Annotated in this window: 19 protein-coding genes; 12 read left to right on the forward strand and 7 right to left on the reverse strand. The window is 71.5% G+C overall.

What is annotated here, in order from left to right:
* Positions 1-99 precede the first annotated feature (99 nt).
* The 12 genes from AC1DE0_RS07340 (at position 100) to cobA (ending at position 21,553) form a co-directional block, all read left to right on the forward strand.
* Positions 100-5,619, forward strand: a complete 5,520-nt coding sequence (locus tag AC1DE0_RS07340) for a hypothetical protein (RefSeq protein WP_478098710.1) — start codon at positions 100-102, stop codon at positions 5,617-5,619.
* 202 nt (positions 5,620-5,821) lie between these two features.
* On the forward strand, positions 5,822-7,117 hold the full coding sequence (locus AC1DE0_RS07345) for a multicopper oxidase domain-containing protein (protein ID WP_478098712.1): 1,296 nt from the start codon (positions 5,822-5,824) through the stop codon (positions 7,115-7,117).
* Positions 7,118-7,137: 20 nt separating this feature from the next.
* The gene (locus AC1DE0_RS07350; RefSeq protein ID WP_478098714.1) at positions 7,138-8,517 is read left to right on the forward strand and encodes a multicopper oxidase domain-containing protein; all 1,380 of its coding nucleotides are present in this window, start codon (positions 7,138-7,140) and stop codon (positions 8,515-8,517) included.
* A gap of 11 nt (positions 8,518-8,528) precedes the next feature.
* A complete protein-coding gene (locus AC1DE0_RS07355; RefSeq protein ID WP_478098717.1) occupies positions 8,529-11,738 on the forward strand; it encodes a multicopper oxidase domain-containing protein in 3,210 nt (1,069 codons plus the stop codon).
* Positions 11,739-11,805: 67 nt separating this feature from the next.
* On the forward strand, positions 11,806-12,309 hold the full coding sequence (locus AC1DE0_RS07360) for a hypothetical protein (protein ID WP_478098719.1): 504 nt from the start codon (positions 11,806-11,808) through the stop codon (positions 12,307-12,309).
* On the forward strand, positions 12,309-14,195 hold the full coding sequence (locus tag AC1DE0_RS07365; protein WP_478098721.1) for a copper resistance CopC family protein: 1,887 nt from the start codon (positions 12,309-12,311) through the stop codon (positions 14,193-14,195). The genes AC1DE0_RS07360 and AC1DE0_RS07365 overlap by 1 nt, the downstream gene beginning before the upstream one ends.
* 67 nt (positions 14,196-14,262) lie before the next feature.
* The gene (locus AC1DE0_RS07370; protein ID WP_478098723.1) at positions 14,263-15,288 is read left to right on the forward strand and encodes a lytic transglycosylase domain-containing protein; all 1,026 of its coding nucleotides are present in this window, start codon (positions 14,263-14,265) and stop codon (positions 15,286-15,288) included.
* Positions 15,289-15,454: 166 nt separating this feature from the next.
* The gene (locus tag AC1DE0_RS07375; RefSeq protein ID WP_478098725.1) at positions 15,455-17,206 is read left to right on the forward strand and encodes a nitrite/sulfite reductase; all 1,752 of its coding nucleotides are present in this window, start codon (positions 15,455-15,457) and stop codon (positions 17,204-17,206) included.
* Positions 17,203-17,952, forward strand: coding sequence for a phosphoadenylyl-sulfate reductase (locus tag AC1DE0_RS07380; protein ID WP_478098727.1), 750 nt, complete (start codon positions 17,203-17,205; stop codon positions 17,950-17,952). The genes AC1DE0_RS07375 and AC1DE0_RS07380 overlap by 4 nt, the downstream gene beginning before the upstream one ends.
* Entirely contained in the window at positions 17,949-18,944 is a 996-nt protein-coding gene (cysD, locus tag AC1DE0_RS07385) for a sulfate adenylyltransferase subunit CysD (RefSeq protein ID WP_478098729.1), read from the forward strand. Before AC1DE0_RS07380 ends, cysD begins: the two co-directional genes overlap by 4 nt.
* Positions 18,945-20,336, forward strand: coding sequence for a sulfate adenylyltransferase subunit 1 (locus tag AC1DE0_RS07390; protein ID WP_478098731.1), 1,392 nt, complete (start codon positions 18,945-18,947; stop codon positions 20,334-20,336).
* Positions 20,324-21,553 carry a uroporphyrinogen-III C-methyltransferase gene (gene cobA / locus AC1DE0_RS07395; RefSeq protein ID WP_478098732.1) on the forward strand — a complete coding sequence of 410 codons (1,230 nt, stop codon included), beginning with the start codon at positions 20,324-20,326 and terminating at the stop codon, positions 21,551-21,553. Before AC1DE0_RS07390 ends, cobA begins: the two co-directional genes overlap by 13 nt.
* Before the next feature lie 162 nt (positions 21,554-21,715).
* On the opposite strand, the gene AC1DE0_RS07400 is transcribed toward cobA, so the two are convergent.
* From AC1DE0_RS07400 to sigK, 7 genes are all read right to left on the reverse strand, one after another.
* Entirely contained in the window at positions 21,716-22,270 is a 555-nt protein-coding gene (locus AC1DE0_RS07400) for a hypothetical protein (RefSeq protein WP_478098733.1), read from the reverse strand.
* 55 nt (positions 22,271-22,325) lie between these two features.
* On the reverse strand, positions 22,326-23,267 hold the full coding sequence (locus AC1DE0_RS07405; RefSeq protein ID WP_478098734.1) for a phosphotransferase enzyme family protein: 942 nt from the start codon (positions 23,265-23,267) through the stop codon (positions 22,326-22,328).
* A 25-nt stretch (positions 23,268-23,292) separates the two neighbouring features.
* Entirely contained in the window at positions 23,293-23,868 is a 576-nt protein-coding gene (locus AC1DE0_RS07410) for a hypothetical protein (RefSeq protein ID WP_478098736.1), read from the reverse strand.
* Positions 23,869-23,902: 34 nt separating this feature from the next.
* On the reverse strand, positions 23,903-24,556 hold the full coding sequence (locus tag AC1DE0_RS07415) for a vWA domain-containing protein (protein WP_478098738.1): 654 nt from the start codon (positions 24,554-24,556) through the stop codon (positions 23,903-23,905).
* A gap of 23 nt (positions 24,557-24,579) precedes the next feature.
* Entirely contained in the window at positions 24,580-25,011 is a 432-nt protein-coding gene (locus AC1DE0_RS07420; protein WP_478098740.1) for a hypothetical protein, read from the reverse strand.
* Positions 25,012-25,419: 408 nt separating this feature from the next.
* The gene (locus AC1DE0_RS07425; protein ID WP_478098742.1) at positions 25,420-26,295 is read right to left on the reverse strand and encodes an anti-sigma factor; all 876 of its coding nucleotides are present in this window, start codon (positions 26,293-26,295) and stop codon (positions 25,420-25,422) included.
* Positions 26,292-26,903 (reverse strand): ECF RNA polymerase sigma factor SigK, encoded by a 612-nt coding sequence (sigK, locus tag AC1DE0_RS07430; protein ID WP_478098744.1) that lies wholly within the window; start codon positions 26,901-26,903, stop codon positions 26,292-26,294. Before sigK ends, AC1DE0_RS07425 begins: the two co-directional genes overlap by 4 nt.
* Between the last annotated feature and the right edge of the window lie 5 nt (positions 26,904-26,908).

Here is a 26,908-nt window from a genome sequence, read left to right on the forward strand (position 1 = left end):
CGGAGGGCCGATCCCGCCGCGCGGCCGAGAGCCGCAGTGCGACGGTCGCCTGACGACGGGCTCGCACGGGGCCCGCTCGGTCCTCAGATGGGGGTTGCCGTGATCTCACCCAAGACGTCCAGGCGCTCGTTCTCACTCATCGCCGGTCTGACCGCGCTCGCGGTGTCCGGCATGGCGCAGCTGGGCGGCCCGCTCGCCGCGGCGGCCGTCGCCGCCCCGGTCCCTGCTGCCGTGGCCCCGGCGGCTGCCGCGGCCCCCGCCGTCGCCCCCGCGGTCACGACGGTGGGCGCCTGCCAGCCGGTGACCGCAGGCAAGGGCTGCATCTCGCTGGGCGTCACCAGCGCACGCACCGTCGCCCCCAACACCACCACCACCACCACCAGCACGAGCCGGTTCATCCAGAAGGGCGACAGGGTCGTGACCTACCACTGGATGATCAACGAGGACAGCACCGGCAACCCTGGCACCGACGCGAGTCCCCTTCTCGACCAGTGCCTCCCGTCACGCGCTCCCGGTGGCAGCACCAAGCCGTCGTCGACGACCGCCGGGGACCCCACCGAGCCGTACGCCGACACGTGCCCCTGGCCGTCGGTGCGCACCACCTCGGGCCACTCGAAGATCGTCGCCCAGGGTGACGAGAGCGACCTGTCCGCCGGGACGAAGCTGCAGGGCCTGGCGCCCGGCAAGTACCTCGTCTCCGTGACGGCGGACGGCTACAAGATCGACGGCGCGCACTTCTCCGTCGTGGACGGCCGTGAGACCGCGGTGGCCGTGCAGATGCAGCCGCTGCCCCTCCCCCTGGCCACGATCAAGATCCAGGTCTTCGACGACAGCGTCCCTGCCGACGGCACCTACGAGGCCGACGCCGAGCGCGGCCTGGCCGGCTTCACCGGGAACCTCACCGACGTGCTCGGCCCGGTGACCGTCGACTACTACGGCAACGCCCTGTGCACCGTGTACGTGCACGACTCCACCGGGCGGATGAGCTTCGTCGCCGGCAAGCCGGTCGTCGACACCGCCCGCTCGACGGGCAAGTGCACCAGCGACGCTGCAGGCGTCATCACGATCCCGAACCTCGGCCCCAACCGCTACGGCGCCACCGTGTCGCCGCCCGCCGGTCAGGCCGGCTGGGTGCAGACCACGACGCTCGAGGGCGGCCACGACCACGACATCTGGGTGCAGGAGGGCGACACCGGCCTCGACACCGAGTTCATCAAGGGCGCCGAGCCGGTGCCGGCGACACAGTTCGGTTTCGTGCGGGTCAAGCCGATGCCGACCTCGACGGCCACCGGCGAGGTCAAGGGCGTCGTCGTGGCAGGGCTGCCCTACATCGGCGGCCAGAACGGCCAGGTCGTGCCCGAGACCGGCTGGGCCGGTGCGAAGTCCGCCGGGCCGATCGCGTCGCCGTGGCTCGCGCTCTCGGACCTCGACGGTGGTGACGGGGTCGTCTACGTCGGCCGCGGTGCCGCCAACGGCTCCTTCGACATCAAGAACGTCCCCGACGGCAACTACCAGCTGACGGTCTGGGACGACGCGCAGGACTACATCCTCTGGAGCTTCAACGTGGAGGTCTCCGGCGGCGGCGTGTCCGACGTCGGCAACACGATGCTCGTCGGGTGGTTCACCCACGTGCGCGGCACCGTCTTCGTCGACGACAACGGCAACGGCAAGCGCGACCCCGGCGAGCAGCCGGTGCCCGGTTTCACCCTGACCGTCCGCGAGCGTGACAACACGCTCATGGACCAGTACACGAACCTGACGAACACCGGCGACGACGGCGTCTACGACATCAAGGAGGGCTACCCGCTCGGCAAGTGGCTCGTGCTCGAGGCGTTCAACACCCGCTACCGGACGACCGGTGTCACCTACCAGGCCGACAACGAGGACACCGAGACCACGAAGCTCGGCGGTCTGGTCGACATCAACTTCCTGCCCATCATCGGCCTCTCCGGGCGCATCGACTGGGGCGTCGAGCCGTATGCCACCAACCAGAACGGCGGCATCGCGGCGACGGTCTCCTATGACACGACGCGCAACGAGCTCGACCCCGCCGACGCCGTCAGCGAGGACTACCAGCCCGGCATCCCCGACGTGAAGGTGCACGTCTTCCCCTCGGTGGCGTGCACGGCCACCACCGCCGCGGAGAAGGCGAACGCGTGCCGCCAGGGCAAGGCCATCGTGCCCCTGTCGGTCCCCAACCCCGCCTACGACGCTGTCACCAACCCGGGTGTCGACCCGACGGTCAAGAACCCCGACCCGCAACGTGGCGCGCTCCTCAGGGGGCCCGAGATCCAGGCCTACACCAGCGAGGAGTGGGCGCCGCCGCGCGGCTGCACCGCTCGCCAGTGGGACGGCTCCGAGCTCACCGACCAGCTGGCCCTGCCCGAATCAGGCGCCGATGCGAACAACCTCTGCGTCGAGGCCCCGATGATGGGCGTGCAGGTGGGTCCGTCGGACAGCACCCCCGGTGCGGCCGGCCAGACCGTGAACGGCAACTACGGCTTCGGCGACCTCCCCGCCGGCGACTACATCACCACGGTGGACGTGCCGAACGACCCGGTCGACGGCAAGCCGATGTACCAGGTGACCCGCGAGGAGGACGTCAACGTCTTCGACGGTGACACCTACCTCTCCCAGGAGAACTTCCCGCCGACCACGGCCGAGGCGACCTCAGACGGGCCTGGCACCGGCAACAAGGCGATCCCCCCGACCCAACCGCCCTCCCAGGGACCGGGCATCATCTCCGGGTGCGCGGGCGCGCTCCACACGGTCCACGTGACCGACCCGGCCTTCCTGGCCGCAGGGGGCAGTCCCTTCGAGAACCAGGATCGGCCCCTGTGCGACGCGAAGCTCGTCACCGTGCGCAGCGGCCAGACCGTGGCGCCGAACTTCAACCTCTTCACGCCCGTCCCGATCCCGACGCACTTCTGGGGTCTGACGATCAACGACCTGGGCCTGGCGCTCGACAAGCGCAGCGCGAACTACGGCGAGGCGCAGGGCCTGCCCCACGTGCCCGTCGGGCTCTACGACTGGAGCGGCCGCCTCGTCGACACGACGCACACCGACTTCAACGGCTTCTACGAGGCCCTCGAGCCCTCGACCGGGACCTACAACTGCCCGGTGCCGGCCGGCCCGTGCCCGAACATGTACCGGTTCACCGGCAACGACCCGGGCGCCCCGGGTGACCCGAACCCCGACTACGACCCGGGCTACCGCACGATCAGCACGAACTTCCAGGGCTGGCCCGGCCTCTACACCGTGACCGACACGGCGCCGACCCAGGCTGCCGCGACGGTGCTCGCACCCGGGACGACCGCGTCGAACCCGGCCCGCTGCAACCTCGGCACGACCGACCCGCAGCTGCTGGCCGTCGACCACCCGTACGTCCGTCCGACCGGCACCGGGCGCGTCGTCACCGTGACGGGCACAGGCTTCGGGGCGACCCGCGGCACCATCACCCTGACGAACAGCGCCGGGCAGAACGTGCCGCTGCCCACGACCTCCTACGGGCCGTGGTCTGACACGAGCGTCGCCTTCGTCGTCCCGAACGCCGTCGCAGGAACGCCGACCACGGCCGCCACCCGAGGCGCTCTGAAGGTGTCGATCACGAACGCCACCTCGAAGCGCTCGACCTACAACGGCATCACCATCTGGAACCTCGGCGCCGCCCCGACCGCGGCCCCGAGCACGACCGCCTCGACCGCGTTCAACCCGAACATCGCCGAGGTGGGACCGGGCAAGCAATTCGCCACGGTCCAGAAGGCACTGGAGTACGCGGCGCCGACGTCGGCCCGGAAGTACTGGCTGGTCGTGGTGTGGCCCGGTGCCACCTCGGCGCTGAACCCGCGAGGTGAGTACAACGAGAACCTCCTCGTGCACCACCGCGTGGCGATCCAGGGCGTCGGCCCCGGCGGCTTCACGAGCAACCCGGACGGCTCCACCCGGTGGGTCGCCGGATCGATCATCGACGGGTCCGGCTTCAGCCCCGACCTGCCCGCCGGGCAGGCGTGGATCGCCCGGCTCGGCTCGCTGACCTACAGCGGTGAGCTCGACGTGCCCGACGCCGCCACGATCACGGTGCTCGACGACCCGCGGGCACCCGTGTCCGACACGGCCTACCCGGTGGCCATCGACGGGCTGCAGGTGACGGGCGGCTCGCAGGCCGACTTCCCCGGCAACGTCAACGTCCTCACCGGACGGGTCACGACGCCCTACGGCGCCAGCGGTGCCCTCGTCACGCAGGGCGGTGGCATCTACCTCCACAACAACAACCGCAGCGTCCGCATCACCGACGACCTCGTGGTCGGCAACAGCGGCAGCTACGGCGGAGGCATCCGGGTGGGCACGCCCTACACCGGGGACAACCGCAACTACGACACCCTCATCGCCGACAACCAGGTGCTCAACAACGGCGGCACCAACCTCGCCGGCGGCATCGGGCTCTTCACCGGCAGCGACGGCTACAAGGTGCAGCACAACGCCATCTGCGGCAACTTCTCCGCGGAGTACGGCGGCGCGCTGACGGCCTTCGGCTACATGTCGAACCCGAGCGGCAGCAACGGCGGCACGATCTCTGGCAACACCGTCTGGTTCAACAGCTCCTACGACGAGGGCGGCGCGATCATGCTCGCCGGCGAGCTGCCGGCGACCCCGACCGGACTCAGCCCCGGCACGGGCGCAGCGACGATCGACTCCAACGTGATCGACGCCAACCTCGCGAGCGACGACGGCGGCGGCATCCGACTGCTCCAGGTGGCCGGCACGCACGTCACCAAGGCGGACCCGCAGACGATCACGATCACCAACAACACGATCAGCAACAACGTCTCGGCCCACGAGGGCGGCGGCATCGCCCTCGACGACGCGCCCTTTGTCAACATCGTCGACAACACCGTCGTGGGCAACATGACGACGGCCACGGCGGTCACCTCCGACGGGCAGCCGGCACCCGCAGGCCTGTCCACGGGCCCGAACAGCGACCCGCTCATGGCACGCCTCAACAGCAGCGGCCTGTCCGGCTTCGCGCTCGTGAAGGTCGCCAACCAGTCGACCTTCAGCAAGCCGGTCCTGCTCGACGACGTCTTCAACGACAACCGGGCCGGCACGTTCCTCGGTGGCTACGTCTACGGCATCGGCGGCACCCTGCCCGACGGCAGCGCCAACTCCACCGACACCTGGGACATGGCGGTGGTCGGAGGTCAGGCCGGGGACTCGCTCCACCCCGTCTCGAGCGTGCTGCAGACGTCGACCGGCACCGACGGTGGACAGAACGTCACGATCACCGACACGGTCGGCTTCGTCGACCCGACGCCCGAGCTCACGGTCACCGTGCTGGCAGCCCGCACGTTCCCGGCCTTCCGCGAGGCGGCCATCGTGACGGCCCTGCTGCCGCCTCGGCTCCGTGCGGACTACCACCTCGCGGGCACGAGCTCGGCGGCATACAGCCGGGGTGCGGCGAGCACGACGGTGAACTACGGCAGCCAGACCGCCTTCGGGATGACGGCGCAGTGGAACGTCGTCGTCGGTGCAGCCGCGAGCGACGTCGACGGCCAGCCCAGACCACCCCTGACCAGCACGACAGGACGGTTCGACGCAGGTTCCGACCAGTTCGTCCGCTGATGGTCCCCCAGACCCCGGGGCGCTTCCTTCCAGGCCTGAAGTCCCCCTCTAGGCCGTCTCCCATGCGCCCCGGGGTCCTGGGACCACCACCCGGACCACCACCTCACCGGCACCTGCCACCCGACCCGACGAACGACCCACGGCTCGACCCCAGACCGCACATCGTCCGGCCACGACGCCGGACCGACCTCAGGAGCTCCTCATGACCGACGACCTTCGCTCCGCACCCCCGTCCCCGTCGACACCGGACGGCCTCGGCCGACGCGCCGTGATGCTCGGCGGCGCCGGTGCCATCGGCAGCGTCTTCCTCGGCACCCGCCTCGGCTTCGGGCAGCAGGCCCAGCGGCCGACGGTCGTTCGACCGGCCGGCTCGGGCCCGGCCAAGTCGGTGCACCTCGTCGGCACCGACGGCTGGGTGAGCATGCCGGCCGGTTCGCCGCCCGACCTCCCGTTCTTCCCCGACTCGCTCGCGCCCGACGGCTTCGACACCTACGTCTTCGGGTTCCGTGACGTGACGCAGATGTCGACGGCCGCCGAGGTCGCAGCCGTGCGCGGCAAGGCGCAGATCAGCGCCCCGATGCTCGCCTTCGACGAGGGCGACGAGGTGACGATCACGCTGTCGAACCTCGGTCTGATGCAGCGGCCGGACCTCTTCGACGGGCACACCCTGCACTGGCACGGCTTCGTCAACGCGATCCCGCTCTTCGACGGCGTGCCGGAGCTCTCGCTCGCCGTGCCGATCGGGCGCGACCTGGCCTACCACTACCGACCGCACGACGCCGGGACGTACATGTACCACTGCCACTTCGAGGACGTGGAGCACGTGCAGATGGGCATGACCGGCATGGTCTTCATCCGCCCCGCGCAGAACCGGGCCCCGGTCAACGGCCACCCCCTGGGCACGAAGTACGCGTACAACGACGGCGACGGGAGCACCCGCTACGACCGTGAGTTCGCCTTCATGGTCACCGAGCTGTGGTCGGCCGCGCACTACCGCGACGCCCACATCCAGGTCAGCGACTGGACCGACTACGCGCCAAGCTTCTGGCTGCTGAACGGTCGCGGCTACCCCGACACCGTCGCCCCACCCGGCGACCCCAGGACCACGGGCGCGGGCCGCCTTCAGTACCAGCCGATCTCGTCGCTCATCACGTGCAACGTGAACGAGACAGTGCTGCTGCGGCTGTCGAACCTCGGCTACCAGAACCACGCCTTCACGCTCGACAACGTCGACATGCAGGTGATCGCCAAGGACGCGAGCCTGCTGCGGGGGCGCGACGGCACGACGAACTACCAGGTCACCAACACCGTCGACATCGGCCCCGGCGAGAGCCGCGACGTGCTGGTCACCCCGCGCAGAGAAGGCGAGTACCTGCTCTACGACCGCAACTACGCGTACCTGGGCAACGGCGGTGGGACCGGCTGGGGCGGCATGATGACCGTCCTCCGCGTCGGTCCTGCCGCGCACTACGGGCCGCAGCTCGAGCCCAACACCTGATGAGCCGACGGAGGATGACCATGCGACTCAACCGACCACGACGTCCCGACCTCGTCGGCACCCTGCGACCGGGCCGACCCAGCCGACCCAGCCGAGCCAACCGACCCGGCAGCGCCCGGCGGCGCGTCACCGTTCTCGGTGCCGTCTTCGCCGTCGTCGCCGCGGTGGCCTTCGGGTCCAACGCCGGCGCGCAGGCGGCCACCTCGGAGGGGCTGCTCTGCGAGCAGGACGCCCAGCAGACCTTTTCCCTGACTGCCCGAACCGGCTACATCTCCACACCGGACGGCAACTCCATCTACATGTGGGGCTACGGCATGAGCGCGGGCAACTTCCAGCTGCCCGGCCCGGTCCTCTGTGTCACGTCGGGGCGGACCGTCACGGTGATCCTGCACAACGACCTGCCCGAGGCGACCTCGATGCTCTTCCCCGGACAGGCCGGGGTCAAGGCGGACGGCAACCCGGCCCAGCCGCAGTTCGACTCCGGTGGCTCGCTGACCTCGATGGTCCAACCGGCCGCTGCCGCAGGCGGGTCCGTGACCTACACGTTCACGGCGGGCTCGCCCGGCACCTACCTCTACTCGAGCGGCACCGACGTCACGAAGCAGCAGCAGATGGGTCTCTACGGAACCCTCGTCGTGCGGCCGAAGACGGCCTCGGGCCAGGTCAACGACCGCGTCGACTCGGCCTTCAACCCGCAGCACGAGTACGTCTACCTCCTCTCGGAGGTCGACCCCGACGTGCACCTGGCGGTCGAGCGCAACCAGTCCGTCGACTGGTCGGCGTACAACGCGCGCTACTACCTCATCAACGGCCGCAGCATGCCCGACACCCTGGCGCCCAACAACGCCTCGTGGCTGCCGAGCCAGCCGTACGGAGCACTCGTGCACATCAAGCCGTACGACGCGGTGACGAACCCGCTGCCGGCGGTCATCCGCTACCTCAACGCGGGCCGGGTCAACTACCCGTTCCACCCGCACGGCAGCGACGAGCGGGTCGTCAACAAGGACGGTCGGGCGCTGCAGGGCACCGATCCCACTGCGCCGCAGGACCTCTCGTACCTGAAGTACGACATCGACGTCATGCCGGGCCAGACCGTCGACGCGCTCATGGACTGGCGCGACGTCGAGCACTGGGACCCCACGACGAACCCGATCCCGACGGAGATCCCGGTCATCACCGACCAGCTGCTCGTCGGCGCTGACACCTGGTTCAGCGAGAGCCCGTACCTCGGCCAGAAGGGCACGTTCCCGGCGAACATCACGGTCAACAACGAGTGCGGCGAGTACTACCACGTGGCCCACAGCCACGCGCTCCAGCAGGCCACCAACTACGGAGCAGCCTTCGGCGGCATGATGACGGTCTTCCGCATCGACCCGCCCGCCGGCTGCCCGGCGAGCTGAGGACGATTCCGATGACCTCTCGACCAGTCAGCATGCGGCGCCGGCTCGGCGTCGCAGTGGCCGCGACCGCGCTCGCGACCGTCCCCCTCGCGGGATCCGCTCTCGCACAACCGATCCCGTATGCCGTCACGCCGGCCGGCGCGGCCGCGGCGCCAGCCGCTGACGCCCCGTCGGTGGCTCGGGCAGCGGCTGCGGGCAAGATCACGCCGTCGACCCCCGGCTGCACCGTGACGCCGGCGGCAGCGCCCGACCCGGAGATCGTCCGCTGCGATCTGTGGGCCAAGGCGGGCACGAACCAGGTTCTTGGGCAACCGATCCCGATCTGGGGGTACTCCCCCACCTCGGATGGCGCTGCGACCGCGCCCGGCCCGGTGATCGTCGCCAGGCAGGGTGACCGCGTCGAAGTGACCCTGCACAACGCGCTGGGTCAGCCGACCTCGCTGGCCTTCCCGGGCCAGCGGGCGGCCGACTTCATCAAGGGTCTCCCCACGCTCGCGCAGGACGCCGGCGTGGCGGACGGCGACACGGGCAGCTACACCTTCACCGCCTCTCGCGCCGGCACCTTCCTCTACGAGGCCGGGCACACCGCGAACGCGGCTCGGCAGCTCGCGATGGGGCTGTCCGGTGCGCTCGTCGTGCTCGGCGACGGGACGGCATACGGGCACGCCTACGACGACGAGGCGGTGCTCGTGCTCAGCGAGATCGACCCCGCGCTCAACGCGAACCCGACGGGCTTCGACATGCGCGACTACCACCCGGCCTACCGGCTGATCAACGGCAAGCCGTTCCCGTCGAGCGACCCCGTGCCGACCGACCCGGGCCACACGGTGCTGCTGCACTACGTCAACGTTGGCTCGGAGCTGCACTCGATGAGCACCCTCGGCGCCGGGCAGACCGTGCTGTCGCACGACGGCCACGCGCTGGCCTTCCCCGAGCCGTCCATCGTGGTGCCGGTCGACGCGGGCGTCACGGTGGACGCCCTCGTGACGGTGCCCACCGGTCCAGAGTCGAAGGTCGCGGTCTTCGAGTCCGCTGCGCGGCTTGACAACGCCGGCCAGACGGCTGGCCTCGACTCTCCGCAGGTGGCCTTCGGCGGCATGATGACCTTCCTCGACACGAACGCGCCGCCGAGCGACTTCAACCGCATCGGCCCCGTGTCGACGAACATCGCGGTGCACGACAACCCGGCCGACGGCACCGTTCCGGTGAACATCACGGCCACCGTGAGCGATGCGACGACGGGCGGACAGTCGATCAAGGGAGCCGAGATCGTCGTCGACGACGCCACTGCCGTGGGTGTCGGCTTCGGCCTCGCCATGACCGGCGCCTTCGGGGGGCCCGGTTCGAGCACCACCGTCACAGGGACGATCCCGGCCTCGGCCTCAGCTGCCGATTGCGCATCCACCGCACCGCCCGTCGACCTGCACTGCCTCACATCGGGCAAGCACACGGTCTTCGTGCGCGGCCAGGACGCCTCGGACAACTGGGGCGTCGTCGGGTCGGTCATCCTCAACCTCGCCAAGGCGGGCCCACAGACGGTGGGAGCCACCGTCAGCCCCAAGCCGGCCAACGGCGCCGGCGCCGTCACCGTGAGCGCCACGGGCGACGACACCGCCGCGGGGGGCACCATCACGGGCGCCGAGTTCTTCATCGGCACCGCCGGCGCCAACGGCACCGGCACGGCGATGATGCTCAACCGCGCGGCCATGAAGGTCGCCGAGACCGGGACCATCCCGGCCGCGACGGTCAAGAACCAGGGTGAGGGCACCACTCAGGTGTGGGTGCACAGCCGCAACTCCCAGAACATCTGGGGCCCGGCCGTGCCCGTCGACCTCGTCGTCGACCTGACGGCACCCGGCGTCAACGCCTCGACTGTCGGGCCGAACCCGACGAACGGCGTCGTGGGCTCGAAGTCTTACCCCGGCAGCCTCGTCATCTCCGCCGACCTGGAGGACCGTGACACCGGTGGCGGGCTACAGAGCAACATCGTTGCCGCGGAGGCCTTCGTCGACCCGGCGACGACCACACCGGCCGGCGGCACGGGCCTCACGCTCATCGCCGTCGACGGCAAGCTCGACTCCCCGAGCGAGCAGGTCTACGGGCTCATCCCGCTCACCCAGGTGCGAGCCATGGCTGAGGGGGAGCACAAGGTCTACGTGCGCGGCAAGGACGCCGCCGGCAACTGGGGCGACCTCAAGACGGCGAACAACGCCCTCGTGCGGCTCCTCGTCGACAAGACGGCGCCGATCCTGAGCGCGCCGAGCGGCACGCCCAATCCGACCACTGGGGCGTCGACGCTGACCCTGTCGGTCACCGCCACCGAGGCTCCGCCGACCGGATACGCCGGTCCGCGCTTCCAGGCGGCCGAGTACTGGACGGGCACGACCGACCCCGGCGCCGGCAAGGGCACCCGGGTGCAGGTCACCGACGCGAGCAACGTGGTGTCGGCGGCGATCCCGCTCGACGGCATCGCGGGTGGCAGCGTGCAGTTCAACCTGCGCGTGCAGGACGCGGCCGGCAACTGGAGCAACGTGGCGTCGAAGGTCATCCAGGTGGTGCGCGCCAACGCGATCTTCAGCGACACGTTCGACAGCGGCAACCTGTTGGCCTGGACGAGCGTCACCAACGCCGCTCGGGCCGTGGTCAACGCGGCTGCCGGCAACCCCGTCCGGAACGGCAACTTCGGCCTCGCGGTGACGCTGCCCGGTCGCACGTCCAACGGGTCGGCGTACGTCACGGACGACAGCCCGCTGAACGAGACGACCTACCACGCGCAGTTCTCCTTCAACCCCAACACCCTGGTGACCGGAACGGCCTGGGTGACGGTGTTCGAGGGGCGTACGGCCACCGGTCAGGCGTTCGCGGTGCAGTTCCAGCGCAACACCACCGCGGCGACGTCGGCGCGACAGCTGCGGGTCGTCATGAGCCGCAACGTCCTCGGCGGTGTCGGCACCACGACGGGCGCGTCGTACACCGCCGCCAACGCGGTCGGCGCGCACACCGTGCGCGTCGACTGGACCCAGGGCACCGGAGGGTCGCTGCGCCTCATCGTCGACGGCACGGCGCGCTCGACGCTGACGGGCAACAACACCGGCACCGCGATGCAGGTCCAGACGGCCCGCCTCGGCATCACCGCCGGCGTCATCGCCACCACCACGACGACCATGGCGGGCACGGCCTGGTTCGACTCGTTCGTCTCGACCCGGATCAGCATTCCCTGACCCGGTCCCACCTCGTGCCGGGGCCACCTGCCCGTGGCCCCGGCCGGCACATCGGAGGGCAGTCCGAATGAACACCACCACGTACGTCCCAACCCCCGACGCGGCTCCACCGAAGGAACCGCGACCCCCCTGGGTGCGGGTCGCCATCGCCGTCGCGGCGGTCGTCCTCGTCGCGCTCCTGGGCGTCGTCGCGGGCCGACTGGTCCGCGCCGGCGACGACCCGGGCGCCCAGCCGTTCCCGCAGTCGACCCAGATGGAGACCGCGCTCGGCGTGCGGTTCTCGCGGGTGGCCGTGGTCGGCGACGGAGGCCTCGTCACCGTCAGCTACGTCGTGCTCGACGTCGACAAGGCGACCCGCTTCCTCGGTGACACGAAGCACCCGCCGACGCTTCGCAGCGAAGCCAGGTCGGCGTTCACGACGCGGGTCTCGATGATGCGGCAGGGCCACATCAACCGGGCCGGCGCGACGTACTACTTCGTCTACCAGAACACGGGTGGCGCGCTCCGCAGTGGCGAGGAGATGACGATCGAGTCCTCCGGTCTCCGTCTCGAACACGTCCCGGTGCTGTGATGCGCTCCCCGCTCCGGTATGCCGTGGGCCTGGCTCTCGCGCTGGCCGTCGCACTCGCGCTCGTCGTGGGTGGCGCTGCCCCGCCCGCGTCAGCACACGCGTACCTCTCGTCGAGCAGTCCCGCCGACGGCGCGAGCCTCGCGCAGGCACCGCGCTCGGTCGAGCTGCACTTCACCGAGCACGTCGTCCTCGAGTCCACCGAGGTGGTCGTCACCGACACCCAGGGCCACCGGCTGCCGGCGACGAAGCTGACGCTCGTCGGCGAGGACGAGGACCGGGAGTCGCCCGCCACCGTCGTTGCGGCGCTCCCGCCCCTCGGCGTCGGGGCCTACCACGTCTCCTGGCGCACGCTGTCGGCCGACGACCTCCACGAGTCCGGCGGAGTCCTCGCCTTCGGCGTCCAGAGCACGGTGCAGGCCGCCGGCCCGAGCGAGGCCAACCCGGACCTGCTCGAGCTCCTCGGTCGGTGGGCCGTTCTCGGCGCGCTCGCGGCCGGGCTGGGCGTCGTGGTCGTCGGGCGGCTCCTGGTGCGGGGCGTACCCCGCGAGCGGACCCCCCTCCGGACGCCGGGTTTCGTGCGGCTGCGTCGGCTGGCTGCGCGCGGCCTCTGGCTGGGCGCTGCGGTTGCGCTGCTGGTGCTCGTGGCCGACCTCGTGCGGTTCGGCGGGCAGGCGGTGACGAGCACGTATGCCGTCCGGTGGGGTGCGCGCGAGCTCGCCCTCGCGGTCGCTGCGGTGGCTCTGCTCCCCCCTCGCTCGGCGGGCCGCCGGTCGGAGCGACGTCGGGATGTCGTTGCCGCCGCTGCCCTCGTAGCCGTTGGTCTCTCGACCGTGCTGCTCGGGCACACCGGCCTGCGCGGCGGCCTCACGTGGGTGACGGCCTCCACCGCGCACCTGCTCGCGGCCCTGCTCTGGCTCGGGTCGGTGGGCGTGCTGGCGGTGCTGGCGCGCCGCGCCCCGCGGTTCGACCTCTCTCGCGCCGAGCTCGGGGTGCTGCTGCGCCGGTTCGCCGTCCCGGCCACGTGTGCGGTGGCGGTCGTGGCGGTCTCGGGTGTCTACCTCGCGAGCGACGTGGTGGTCTCCGTCGACGCGGCCCTCCTGACGACCTACGGCCGGATCTTCCTCCTCAAGCTCGTCGCGGCAGCCGTCGTCGGGGTGCTCGCCCTGGCCACGGTCCGCGCCACACGTGCCCGCACGACCGAGGCAACCGAACGCGTACCTCGGCTGGGCCGCGAGGCCGTGGGACTCGCTGTCGTCGTCGCCCTCGGGGGCCTGCTGGCGACCGGCCAGCCCGCGACCGCCCCCCAGCTCGTGACGCGCGACGAGCCGAGCGTGGTCGACAGCCGCCCGGTGGCCGACCTCCAGCAGACGGTCGCCCTGCGGCCCAACCGTCCCGGAGCCAGCGTGGCCATGGTCGACGTGTTCGACACCCGGCGACCGTCGCCCGGGCCGGTCACCGCCGTGACGGTCGCCCTGCGCGACGGTGTGGGGCCGGCAACCGCATCGACGACCGCTGGTCGTCCTACGCCGGTCGCCGCCGAGCACGTGTCCGGCGCGCGGTGGGCCGCGGGACTGGACCTGCCGACGGCCGGCCCGGTGGAGCTCGTGGTCACGGTTCACCGGCGGGGACTCGGCGACGTGCGCAGCACGGTGCGGTGGGTGGTGGCACCGAGCACCCCGGTCGTGGCCGTCGTGTCGCGGGCGCCCGTCGCCACACCGCTCGTCTGGACGGCCGTGCTGCTCGCTGCACTCTGCGGACTCGCCGCAGCCATACTGGTCTGGACCCGAGGCCGCTCACGTCGGGCACGGTCGACGGCCGGCCGAGTGGCAGGCGGGTCAGACAAAACGGATTCGCGGGCGCCAGAGCGGCTTTCGCGTTCTACTTGAGACAGACGTCGCGGGCCCGGGGGGTCGGGCCCGCAACAGCACGGGAGCACGAGAGATGCATCAGCGGATGGAGCGCCTGGTCGCGGCGGGGGTGGCCGCGGGTCTGGGCTGCGCGCTGCTCGGCGCCGTTCCGGCTCGCGCCGCCGACGACGGGTCGACCGCAGCCACCCCCTCGCCGACGGCGCAGCCGAGCCTCGGCTTCGGCCCGGCCCTCGGGGGCGCCGCTGCGCCCACACCGACCGCGACCGGCGGGTCCGGCGAATCGGGCGGGTCAGGCGGGACCGGCGACTCACCGAGCCGGCCGGCAGACCAGCTGACGACGCTCGGCGGGCTCGGCGGTGAGCTGGTCACGCCGCTGTTCGAGCGGCTCCTCCTGACGGCCGGTGCGGTGCTGACCGCCCAGCAGGCCAGGCCGGCCGGACCGGGCGACCCGACCCAGTCCGACTCGGGCACGCCGGCCGACCCCGCGACGCTCCAGCCCGGCGGAGGCACGAGCGCCACCTCCTCGACGTGGCAGCCGAGGGCCGACATCCAGGTGCCGACCGCCGTGGCCGTGCCCCGGAAGGGCTCGGGCAACGGCCCCCTGTCGAAGGAGCAGATCATCTGGGCGGCCTACACGTCCGCCGCGGCGAAGAAGAGCTCGTGCCGCATCCCGGTCATGCTGCTCGCGGCCATCGGCGAGGTCGAGTCGTCCTCGCTGCGCGGCCGCCGGCTCGACGCGTCGCACGACGCGGTCCCGCCCGTCCGGGGGCCGGCCCTCACCGGCGGCAACTACGCCGCGATCCGCGACAGCGACGGCGGCCGTTACGACGGCGACCCCGTGTGGGACCGAGCCGTCGGGCCGATGCAGTTCATCCCGGCGACGTGGCGCATCTGGGGCGCGGACGGCAACGGCGACGGCATACGCGACCCGCACAACATCGAGGATGCCGCGCTCGCGGCCGCAAACTACCTCTGCGCGGGCGGCCGCGACCTGTCGCAGGCTGCCGAGCTCAGGGCCGCGGTGCTGTCGTACAACCACTCGCAGCGCTACCTCTCGACCGTGGTCGGCATCATCCAGGCCGTCACGTCCGGGGCGCTCGCCGGCCCCTGATCGCTCGCGAACCCCACCTCTCCCATCGAGAAAGCAATCCGTCCGGACGGATCGCTTTCTCGATGAGAACGAGGGGTCATTCGACAACTCCCACCCATCTGGTGGGGATGGATCGGATGCCGGACCTGTTTGGGTCAAGATAATCGTCGGTTATACATTCGATCACATGACCGTCACCGACTCCTCCACCGCGACCGAGCCGAGCGGGCCCGCGCGCCCCGGCACCCGGCCGCCCCGCGGCGGCCGTTCCAACGGCCAGTGGGCAGTCGACGGCACCGAGCCGCTCAACGGCAACGAGACCTGGAAGCAGGAGGACAACGGGCTCAACGTCCGCGAGCGGATCGAGCAGGTCTACTCCCGTGAGGGCTTCGACTCGATCCCGACGCAGGACCTCTCGGGCCGTTTCCGCTGGTGGGGCCTCTACACGCAGCGCAAGCCCGGCATCGACGGCGGCCGCACCGCCCAGCTCAGCGACGACGAGCTCAGCGACCGCTACTTCATGCTCCGCGTCCGCAGCGACGGCCAGGCGCTGACGCCTGAGCGGCTCCGGGTCCTCGGCGGCATCTCCACCGACTTCGGCCGCGACTCGGCCGACATCACCGACCGGCAGAACATCCAGTACCACTGGATCGGTATCGAGGACGTGCCCGAGATCTGGCGCCGGCTCGAGGCCGTCGGGCTGCAGACGACCGAGGCCTGCGGCGACACCCCGCGAGGCTTCCTCGGCAGCCCCGTCGCCGGCGTCGCTGCCGACGAGATCATCGACCCGACGCCCGTCATCCAGCGCATCACCGAGAAGTACCTCGGCGACCTCGACCTGTCGAACCTGCCGCGCAAGTTCAAGACGGCGATCACCGGGCACCCGAGCCTCGACGTCGTGCACGAGATCAACGACATCTCCCTCGTCGGCGTCGTGCACCCCGAGCTCGGCCCGGGCTTCGACCTCTGGGTGGGCGGCGGCCTCTCCACCTCGCCGCGCCTCGCCGAGCGCATCGGCGTGTTCGTGTCCGAGGACGACGCCGTCGACGTCTGGCACGGCGTCATCTCGATCTTCCGCGACTACGGCTACCGCCGGCTGCGCAACAAGGCCCGCCTCAAGTTCCTGATGGCCGAGTGGGGTCCGGCGAAGTTCCGCGAGATCCTCGAGACCGAGTACCTGGGGCACCCGCTCCCCGACGGCCCTCCCCCCGCGCCCGCCACCGGTCCCGGCGACCACGTCGGCGTGCACCTGCAGAAGGACGGCAACTACTACGTCGGCGCCGCGCCCACCGTGGGTCGCATCAGCGGCACCCTGTTGACCCGCCTCGGTGACCTCGTCGAGGCGTACGGCGCCAGCGCGGTGCGGCTCACCGCGCACCAGAAGCTCGTCGTGCTCGACGTGCCGGCCGACCGCGTCGACGCCTTCGTGGTGGACCTCGAGGGCCTCGGCCTGACGGCGAAGCCGAGCCCGTTCCGCCGCACCACGATGGCCTGCACCGGCATCGAGTACTGCAAGCTCGCCATCGTCGAGACGAAGCAGACCGCGACCGACGCCATCGCCGAGCTCGAGACCCGCCTCGCCGACCTCGTCGAGGACGGCTCGCTCGACGCCCCGATCCTGCTGAACATCAACGGCTGCCCCAACTCGTGCGCCCGCATCCAGACCGCCGACATCGGGCTCAAGGGCCAGCTCGTCACCGTGGACACCCCGAACGGAGCCGAGCAGGTGCCCGGCTTCCAGGTGCACCTCGGCGGCGGCCTGGCCGCCGTCGACCGCGACGAGGCCGGTCTCGGGCGCACCGTCCGCGGCCTCAAGGTGACGGCTGACGACCTGCCCGACTACGTCGAGCGCGTCGTGCGCACGTTCGTCGACCAGCGTGAGAAGGGCGAGACATTCGCCGTGTGGAGCCACCGTGCCGAGGAAGGAGCCCTCCAGTGACCACAGTCCCCCTGGCCACCCCGAAGGTGCCGCGCAAGCGGCGCTCCGAGGCCGAGCTCAGGGCGATCGTCGACGACTTCAACGCGACGCTCGCTGCCGACCCGGCGCACGAGCCGACCGCCGACGAGGTCGCCGCCTGGGCGGCCTTCCACTTCGACGGCTCGCTCGCCGTGGCGTGCTCGATGGCGGATGCCGTTCTGCCGCATGTCGTCTCGCGCTTCGCACCCGGCGTCGACGTGCTCTTCCTCGAGACCGGCTACCACTTCTCCGACACGATCGTGACTCGCGACATCGTGGCCGAGGACCTCCCGATCACCCTCGTCAACGTCATGCCCGAGCTGACCGTGGCCGAGCAGGACGAGAAGTACGGTCCGCGCCTCTACGAGCGTGACCCCGCGCTGTGCTGCCAGATGCGCAAGGTCGAGCCGCTGGCGCGCACCCTGCCGCTCTACGAGGCCTGGGTCACCGGCGTCCGTCGCGAGGAGGGCCCCACCCGCGCGGACACCCCCCTCGTCACGTGGGACGACAAGAACGGCCTCGTCAAGATCAACCCGCTCGCCGCGTGGACCTTCGACGAGCTCCTTGCGTATGCCGCCGACAACCAGGTCGAGGTCAACTCCCTTCTCTCCGAGGGCTACCCGTCGATCGGCTGTGAGCCGTGCACCCGCCGGGTCGAGCCCGGCGAGGACCCCCGCGCCGGCCGCTGGGCCGGCTTCGCCAAGACCGAGTGCGGACTCCACACATGACAACGACCACGAAGACCCTTGACACCCAAGCCGACTCGGCGACGTCGGTCGACGACGCAACGCAGCCCGCGGCATACCGAAGTGACTCGTCAGCCGACAGGCGACTGAGCCAGCTCGACGCGCTCGAGGCCGAGGCGATCCTCGTCATCCGCGAGATGGCCGGCGAGCTCGAGCGCCCGGCGCTGCTCTTCAGTGGCGGCAAGGACTCTGTCGTCATGCTGCACCTGGCGACGAAGGCCTTCTGGCCAGCGCCGATCCCGTTCCCGGTGCTCCACGTCGACACGGGCCACAACTTCCCCGAGGTCCTCGCCTACCGTGACGAGACCGTCGAGCGGCTCGGGCTGCGGCTCGTCGTCGCGAGCGTGCAGGACTACATCGACGACGGCCGCCTGCGCGAGCGCGCCGACGGAACCCGCAACCCGCTGCAGACCGTGCCGCTGCTCGACGCCATCAACGACAACCGTTTCGACGGTGTCTTCGGCGGTGGTCGGCGCGACGAGGAGAAGGCGCGCGCCAAGGAGCGGATCGTCTCTCTCCGTGACGAGTTCGGCCAGTGGGACCCCAAGAACCAGCGCCCTGAGCTGTGGAACCTCTTCAACCCGAGGCATCGACCCGGCGAGCACGTGCGCGTCTTCCCGATCAGCAACTGGACCGAGGTCGACATCTGGCGCTACATCGAGCGCGAGGACATCCCGCTCGCACCGCTCTACTACGCCCACGAGCGTGAGGTCTTCCGCCGCGACGGCATGTGGCTCGCCGTCGGCCCGGTGAGCCAGCCGCGCGATGACGAGCCGGTGGAGACGCGTCTCGTGCGCTACCGCACGGTCGGCGACATGTCGTGCACCGGGGCCGTCGAGTCACCGGCGACGACGAACGCCGACATCGTGATCGAGGTGGCCGCCTCGACCCTGACGGAGCGTGGGGCGACCCGCGCCGACGACCGCATCTCGGAGGCCGCCATGGAGGACCGCAAGAAGGAGGGCTACTTCTAAATGGCCACCACCACCCAAGCTCCCGAAGTCACGGTCGCCGCGACGCTCGACCCCGCTGCCGTCGCAGGTGCGGCCCGCGGCACGCTGCTGCGTCTCGCGACCGCCGGCTCCGTCGACGACGGCAAGTCCACCCTCGTGGGCCGGCTGCTCCACGACACGAAGTCGGTGCTGTCCGATCAGCTCGCCGCGGTCGAGCGCGTGTCGCGTGACCGCGGGCTCACGGCCGCCGACCTAGCGCTGCTCACCGACGGCCTGCGCGCCGAGCGCGAGCAGGGCATCACCATCGACGTCGCGTACCGCTACTTCGCGACCGCGAACCGCTCGTTCGTGCTCGCCGACTGCCCGGGCCACGTGCAGTACACGCGCAACACCGTCACCGGCAGCTCGACGGCCGACGTCGTCGTGCTCCTCGTCGACGCGCGCAAGGGCGTGCTCGAGCAGACCCGCCGGCACCTCGCCGTCACGGCGCTGCTGCGCGTGCCGCACGTCGTCGTCGCGGTCAACAAGATCGACCTCGTCGACTTCTCGCAGGAGGTCTACGACCGCGTCGAGGCCGAGGTGCAGGCCGTGGCCCGCGAGCTCGGGGTCGAGGACGCCATCGCGATCCCGGTCAGCGCGCTCGACGGCGACAACGTGGCCGAGCGTTCCACGCGTACGCCCTGGTATGCGGGCCCCAGCCTGCTCGAGCTGCTCGAGGCGCTGCCGCCGTCCGACGACCCGGCCAACGAGGCGTTCCGGCTGCCGGTGCAGCTCGTGATCCGCCCGCAGGGCGCGGCGCGCGACCCGCAGTACCGCGACTACCGCGGGTATGCCGGCCAGGTCGCCTCTGGAGTCGTGCGCGTCGGTGACGAGGTGGTGGCGCTGCCGTCGGGAAAGCGCACCACGGTCACCGGCATCGACCTCGGCGAGGCCAGCCTCGACGAGGCCTTCGCGCCCCAGTCGGTGACGCTGCGGCTCGCCGACGAGATCGACATCTCGCGCGGCGACGTCATCGCTGCCGCCGCCGACGCGCCCGAGCCGACGCAGGACATCAAGGCCGTCGTCTGTTGGCTGGGCGACGCCCCGTTGCGTCCGGGCCAGCGGCTACTGCTCAAGCACGGGTCACGCACGGTGCAGACCGCGGTCCGCACGCTCGACGGTGCCCTCGACCTCGACGACCTCCACACCGTGCCGTCAGAGTCCCTGTCGCTCAACGACATCGGCCTCGTCTCGCTGCGGCTCGCCTCGGCGGTTCCCGTCGAGAACTACTCGACGTCGCGTCGTGGCGGGTCCTTCCTGCTCATCGACGCCCACGACGGACGCACGGTCGCCGCGGGCATGGTGGGCGCGACCTTGCCAACCGCGGCCGACGCTCCCTCCGAGCCCGAGGGTGACGAGGAATGGGAGATCTGAAGCCGGCGCTGCCGGTCGTCCTCGACCTGACCGGCCGCCTCGTCGTGGCCGTCGGTGGGGGCCCGGTCTCTGCCCGTCGAGTGCGTGCCTTCCTCGATGAGGGCGCCGTCGTGAGGGTCGTCGCGCCGTGGTTGTGCGAGGACCTTCGCGACCTCGCCCGCGCCCGCCGGGTCGACTGGGTCGAGCGCGACTACGCCGGACCCGCCGACCTCGACGGCGCGTGGTTCGCGCACACCGCGACGGGCGAGGCGTCGGTCGACCGCGAGGTCGCGGCCGACGCCGAGGCCCTTCGCGTCTGGTGCGTCGACGCCACCGATGCCGCCGGCACGACCGCGAGCGTTGCGGCCCGGGCCGACGTGACCACCCCCGACGGCCGGGTCACCATCTCCGCGTATGCCGCCGGCGACCCCGGTCTGGCCGTGACCGTCCGCAACGGGGTGGAGCGCGCGCTCGCCTCGGGCACCCTCGACCTGCGCCGCACCCGCACCCACGGCCGTGGCGGCTGGGTGGCACTCGTCGGCGGCGGGCCCGGCATCGACGGCCTGCTCACGACCCGCGGGCACGAGCTGCTCGCCTCGGCCGACGTCGTCGTCGTCGACCGGCTCGCCCCCCGTTCGGTCGTCGACCGGCTGCCCGCCTCGGTGCGCGTCATCGACGTGGGCAAGACGCCGGGCAACCACCCCGTGCCGCAGTCGCGGATCAACGACATCCTCGTCGAGGAGGCCCAGCGCGGCCTCGGTGTCGTGCGCCTCAAGGGCGGCGACCCTTACGTGCTCGGCCGCGGCGGCGAGGAGCGCGAGGCCTGCGCGGCACACGGCATACCCGTGGAGGTCGTGCCCGGCGTGACGAGCGCGGTCTCGGTGCCCGCGGCCGCAGGCATCCCCGTGACCCATCGTGGTGTCGCCCGCGGCTTCACGGTCGTCACCGGCCACGAGGACATCCCGGCGCTCCCGACCGGCGGCGACCACACGCTCGTGCTGCTCATGGGCGTCACCCAGCTCGCCCGCACCACCGACCTGCTCGTCGCGCACGGCCGTTCGGCGGACTGCCCTGTGGCGGTCGTCGAGCGAGGCTTCGCGCCCGACCAGCGCACGACGGTCGGCACCGTCGCGACCATCGCCGAGCTCGCCCGGTCGCGCGGTGTGCGTGCCCCCGCGGTCGTCGTCGTCGGCGACGTCGTGAAGCTTGCCCACGACTGGCCCCCCGCCACCCCCTGACCCGAGCACCCCGATCGAAAGAACACTCCGCAACCCGACGAAGCGTGCTCTGAATCAACAACCCCAATCGAGAGAACGCTGAGTTACCGAGGTCCCGCGTTGCGCAGCGTTCTCCCGATCATGAATCCCAATCGAAGTACGTGTAGTCACTCCTTGACGGGGTCAGGTGAGGGCAGCGGCCTGGGCCTCGACGATCTCGGCGAGCTCGGGCCACCGGACCGATCCGGCCCGACCCCCGAGCGCCGCGACCACGACGGTGCTGCCGACGACGCACCACACCGTGAGCGTGCGGGAGTGCTCGCCGTCGAGGACGAACGGCTGCTCCGCCGCCTGGACGTGGCCGGCGCCGGCCACCTCGGGCGGTGACGCGGCGCGCAGCTCGCCGACGTCGGAGAGCCCCTTGGTCTTCGGCATCGTGCGCGGCAGTGCTCGGAGCTCGTCGAGCCCGGCTCGCGCGTCCTCCGGCGAGGCGAACGGGATGACCTGGATGAACAGGTCGGCGCGGCCGACCTCCTGGTAGGCGCGCACGCTCGTCACCGACCGCGCGGCCCGGGCGCGCGTGATCGCGTCGCTCGTGCTGCCGCTCGCCCCGGTGCGATAGGTCCGCTGGCCCCGCGCGGTCCACGGGCCCCCGGGCAGGGCACCTGCTGCGAGACACGCGTTGCGCGAACCGATCGACCTCACTTGCGCCAGCATGATGCGCCCGATACTCGTCACGCGGTCACGATATGCCGACTCGAAGCAGTCAGAGCATCCGGAGCACCCGGCCGGCTCAGGTGACCGCGGTGAGGATCCGGTCGATGCGCGGCAGCGTCACGGGGTCGTCCGGGATCTCGCGGAACCACTGTGCGAGACGTGCCCGCTCGGCCTCCTTGGTCGCGCCGACCCAGCGTGAGCAGGCGAGCTGGCCGATGTGGGCCTGCTCGGCGACGAGCATCGTGAAGTGGCCGCGGCGGGTGACGTGGCCCGGGCCTCCGGCGTCGCGGTATGCCGTGTTGAGCCGACGCGCTCGCGCCGGGTCGTCGTCGCCGAACTCGAAGAGCACCATTGCGAGCTCCTGGCTCGGATCCGCCGGGCCCATGTTCTCGTAGTCGATGACGCAGACGCGGCCGTCGGCGGACTCGAGCACGTTGTCGGCCCACAGGTCGCGGTGGCACATGATCGGCGACTCGTGCGGCTCGATGACCGACTCGACTGCGACGAGCTCGTCGACGAGAGCACCGAGCTCACCGGCGAACGGCGCGTCCTCGTCGACGAGTCGCCGGTGGAGCTCACGCCAGCTCGACTCGCCGAACCCGGTGGCGAACCAGTTGTCCACGGCTGCGGCGGAGGGCGGCCCGGCGCGGTGCAGGGCTGCGAGGGTGCGGCCGACGGCAGCCGGGTCGAGCTGTCGTGACCGCGATCGCAGGTCGACCCACTCGAAGACGCGCACGGCGGTGTCGTCGACGAGGGTCGCGACGTCGCCGCTCCGCGTCCGCACGATCCGGGGCGTGAACACCCCTGCGGCCAGGGCTGCCTCGACGAAGTCGGCATCGCGCGACACCTCGGCGAGATCTGGACTGGCGAACCACTCCTTGACGGCGTGGCTGCCGGCCCCCGTGTCGAGTCGCCACACCTGGCCGAGCTGCCCACGCGCCACCGGACCGCTCAACCTGACGGGTCCGGGGAGGTCGTAGGCGTCTGCGACCGCGTCGGCCGCCGATGGGGTCAGCACAGCAGTTCCGCTCAGCAGGCCCGGTTCACGGCACGAGCCGCCAGATGGTGACCCCCACGGTGGCCGCTGCGAGGGCCAGGGCCGCCCACCCGAGCGGGGACCGCCCGGCCCGGCCGCGACCGACGAGCAGCAGGAGCGCCGCGAGCACGGACAGCACCGCGGCGACCACCGTCTCCTCTGCGCCCGCGTCGATGGCGCGGATGGCGAGGGTGTCGCCGAAGCCCACTCGGGCGATGCGACCGAACAGACGCACGACGAAGAAGAGCCACCAGCCGACGGTGATCCAGAAGAGGGCCACCCCGACCTGTCCGATCAGCGGGTCGACCTCCCTGTCGGCCCAGGCGGTTGGCGCCGAGGTGGTGGGTGCTGCGGCACTCGGCGGGGGCCACCAGCCGGGCTGGACGGCATACGGACTCGGGGCGACGGGTGGGGTGAGCGGTCCAGGCGGGACGGCCGGCGCTGGTGTCGTGGGTGTCGCGATGGGGAGCTCACGCGTCCGCTCGGCCACGGGCAGCGCCTGGGTGGGGAGGGGCACGACGAACTGCTCGTCGGGGCGACCCGACCCTGGTGCGGACCCGGTCGGGCCCGGGGCGTCGCTCATGGCGACAACGTACCCCCGGGCCCGACCCGTGAACTCACTCCTGGGCGGCGGCGCGCTGCTCGTCGTCGAAGGCGATGAGCGAGGCGGCCTCCCGCATCGGGACTCCCGAGGCGACGGCCTGACGGGTGCGGCCGATGTTGCGCGACGTGGCTGCCATCGCGGCGGCAACCCGGCCGCGGCTGTAGGTCATCGAGTTGGCGGCGGCGACCCCGATGCTCGAGCCGACCTCGATGGCGTCCTGGTCGGCGCCCATGTAGAGGAACTGCCAGCCGTAGTCCTTCGTCTGGCGCTCGATCATGGCCTTGATCTGCGGGTGGGTCAGCTCGCGCGAGGCGTTCTCGTGGCCGTCGGTCATGATGCCCACGATGACGACGCCGGGCCGCTCGTGCTCGGGCAGGGCAGCGAGCCGCTGGCCGGCCTCGCCGACGAGGCGCCCGATCGAGTCGAGCAGGGCCGTGCTGCCGCGAGGCTGCAGCTGGAGCGGCGCCACGTCCGCGACGGGACGGTCGCGGAAGACCTCCTCGTACTGGTCGTCGAACTGCGCAAGCGTGACGCGGCACTCGCCGGCCTGCGACCGCTGCTCCTCGATAAAGGCGTTGAAGCCGCCCTCGGTGTCGTCCTTGATCGACTGCATGGAGCCGCTGCGGTCGAGCAGGAAGTAGAGGTGGGTGAGGTTCGGGTCGGTCATGGTGGGTCCCCTCTCTGGTGCGGTCAGGTGGTGGAGCGTCGGGCGCGGAAGCGCATCGGCTTCGGCTGGTCGGGCTGGTCGGGCGCCTCTCGGTGGCGCCCCTCCTCGAGGTCGTAGCGGGCCCTCTCGACGCCGGCAGCAGTGACGCGGCCGGCCTCGGAGCCGTATGCCGCCAACAGCCGGGTGCGGGCCAGGCGCGGGCCGACGGCGTTCTCCGACAGGCCAGCCAGTGCGCCGGCCGTGCGGATGGTGCCACCCTCGGAGACCAGCACGGCGGCCATGGCCTCGTCGATGGCGGCGGTGACGTGCTCCTGGGCGATGCGCAGGAGTGGCAGCGCGGCACTGGGGACCTCGGCGTCGGCGTCGGTGAGGGCCGAGCGGGCGGCGTCGATCGCCGTCCGGATGGTCTCGCTCGAGGTCGGGGACGCAGGGGTCTGCGGGTGCTCGCTGCTCATGCCTCCACCATGCCGCATTAACTGCGGCAGCGCAATAGCAGCGCCCCGCGAGAACTCCGGATGCTGAAGCATGCGGAAAACGCGCCAGGGCGCAGTTGGCGGTTGCGGCCGGGGTCTGTTGCGGCACGAAACTGCGCCGTGGCGGACTTGGCGGTCGCGGCCGGGGCCTCTTGCGGCAGGAAACTGCGCCGTGGCGGACTTGGCGGTCGCAGCCTGGACCCGTTGGGGCACGAAACTGCGCCGTGGCGGAGTTTGCGGGGTTGCTGGGAAGGCGATCCAAGGGCGTACGCGTGGGGCAGGGAAGGCGGATCGAGGGCGTGCGCGAGTCGGGCGGTCACGAGCCCCAGGCGGGGAAGCCGGGAGCGAGCTCGTKACCGCCCGACGAACGAGCGACCGGTTGTGCGGCGGTCAGGCGAAGCTGAACAGGGCGATCGGGTCGGAGGTGGGCTGGCCCGACCCACCGGTCGGCTCGAGCGTGATGCCGGCGCCCTTGGCCTTGCTGGCGTCGCCGTCGAGCACGACGACCTGGTCGGCGCCGGGCGGCATCACTCCGGCCGAGGCCATGTGCCCGGTCGGGTCCTCCAGCCACAGCTGGTAGACCTTGCCGCTCGGCGCGTCGGCCATCCCCGAGGTGACGATGACGGCCTTGTGGAGCGACTCGGACCGCCAGACCGTCGCAGTCGAACCGTCGGGGAAACGCTTCGCGCTCTGCGTCGCGTCGCCCGCGGCCAGCACCTGGTCGGCGATCGCCCGGGACGGGTCGGCGTTGATCTGGCGCCACACCGTGAAGCCACCGATGGCGAGCACCGCGACCGTGGCTGCGGCCACGAGTACCCTCCAGGGGCGTGCGAGTCCGCGTGCCCGGCGGCGGTCGGCCAGGTGGTCGACCCTGGACCCCGAGGCCGGGGCGTCGGGTGCGGCGAGAGGTGTGGGGTCGGAGGGCCGAGGCGTCCCGGTCTCACCGGTCGCGTCGATCGCACCGGACGCGGAGGTCGCGTCAGTCGACTCGGCTGCATCAGCCGCGTCGGCCGGGTCGGCCACGGTCGCCGAGAGCGGCGGCAGCGGCCGGACGTTGGCGATGTCCCCGAGGACCTTCGCGCGTAGGGAAGCCGGAGGGGTGGCCTCGGACAGCACCGACAGCTCCGATGCGGCGGCAACGAGGCTCTCGACCTCGGCCTGGCAGGCGGAACAGCCGGCGAGATGACGTTCGAACCGGGCCCTCTCGACGTCGTCGAGGGCGTCCACGGCGTAGGCACCGGAGAGCGCGTGGATGTCGTCGCTCACAGTGTCACCCCCAGCGTGTCTCGTAGTCTGATGAGTCCATCACGGATGCGTGTCTTGGCGGTCCCGAGCGGCAGCTCGAGCATCGAGGCCACCTCCGTGTGGGTGTAGCCGCCGAGGTAGGCGAGCTCGAGCGCCTGTCGTTGGGCCTGGGTCAAGGTGTCGAGGGCCCGATGAACCCGCTCCGCATCCAGCCGGTCGACGACGGCCTCCGACGTGGAGTCGTGGGTGACGTCCTGGGTGCTGGCGCCGTAACCCTCGTCGCGGTGGCGGGCGGCTTCCGCCGACCGGACCCGGTCGACGGCCTTGCGGTGAGCGATCGTGAGCATCCACGAAAGGGCGGCGCCCTTGTTCGGGTCGAAGCGTGCGCTGTGCCGCCAGATCTCGAGGAAGACCTCCTGGGTCACTTCCTCGGACTGGGCGGGGTCGCGCACGACCCGACGGACGAGGCCGAAGAGCCGGGAGGAGACCGCGTCGTAGAGCTGCGCGAACGCGGTCTCGTCACCGGTCGCCGACCTGCGGAGCAGCTGCTCCAGCGGGACAGGGCGGGCGGTCCCCTCCGGCGACTCATCGCCGGAGGGAACCACCGAGAACCGTGACATGGGGTCCATTGTGT

It is taken from the genome of Terrabacter sp. 05T424 (assembly GCF_056396225.1).

What these genes read in the sequence shown, in the direction of transcription:
- AC1DE0_RS07365 (WP_478098721.1), top strand. Translation starts at nt 12,309, where the DNA reads ATGCGCTCCCCGCTCCGGTATGCCGTGGGCCTGGCTCTCGCGCTGGCC.
- AC1DE0_RS07390 (WP_478098731.1), top strand. Translation starts at nt 18,945, where the DNA reads ATGGCCACCACCACCCAAGCTCCCGAAGTCACGGTCGCCGCGACGCTC.
- AC1DE0_RS07410 (WP_478098736.1), bottom strand. Translation starts at nt 23,868, where the DNA reads ATGAGCGACGCCCCGGGCCCGACCGGGTCCGCACCAGGGTCGGGTCGC.
- AC1DE0_RS07375 (WP_478098725.1), top strand. Translation starts at nt 15,455, where the DNA reads ATGACCGTCACCGACTCCTCCACCGCGACCGAGCCGAGCGGGCCCGCG.
- AC1DE0_RS07415 (WP_478098738.1), bottom strand. Translation starts at nt 24,556, where the DNA reads ATGACCGACCCGAACCTCACCCACCTCTACTTCCTGCTCGACCGCAGC.
- AC1DE0_RS07370 (WP_478098723.1), top strand. Translation starts at nt 14,263, where the DNA reads ATGGAGCGCCTGGTCGCGGCGGGGGTGGCCGCGGGTCTGGGCTGCGCG.
- AC1DE0_RS07355 (WP_478098717.1), top strand. Translation starts at nt 8,529, where the DNA reads ATGACCTCTCGACCAGTCAGCATGCGGCGCCGGCTCGGCGTCGCAGTG.
- cobA (WP_478098732.1), top strand. Translation starts at nt 20,324, where the DNA reads ATGGGAGATCTGAAGCCGGCGCTGCCGGTCGTCCTCGACCTGACCGGC.
- sigK (WP_478098744.1), bottom strand. Translation starts at nt 26,903, where the DNA reads ATGGACCCCATGTCACGGTTCTCGGTGGTTCCCTCCGGCGATGAGTCG.
- AC1DE0_RS07345 (WP_478098712.1), top strand. Translation starts at nt 5,822, where the DNA reads ATGACCGACGACCTTCGCTCCGCACCCCCGTCCCCGTCGACACCGGAC.
- AC1DE0_RS07350 (WP_478098714.1), top strand. Translation starts at nt 7,138, where the DNA reads ATGCGACTCAACCGACCACGACGTCCCGACCTCGTCGGCACCCTGCGA.
- AC1DE0_RS07360 (WP_478098719.1), top strand. Translation starts at nt 11,806, where the DNA reads ATGAACACCACCACGTACGTCCCAACCCCCGACGCGGCTCCACCGAAG.
- AC1DE0_RS07420 (WP_478098740.1), bottom strand. Translation starts at nt 25,011, where the DNA reads ATGAGCAGCGAGCACCCGCAGACCCCTGCGTCCCCGACCTCGAGCGAG.
- cysD (WP_478098729.1), top strand. Translation starts at nt 17,949, where the DNA reads ATGACAACGACCACGAAGACCCTTGACACCCAAGCCGACTCGGCGACG.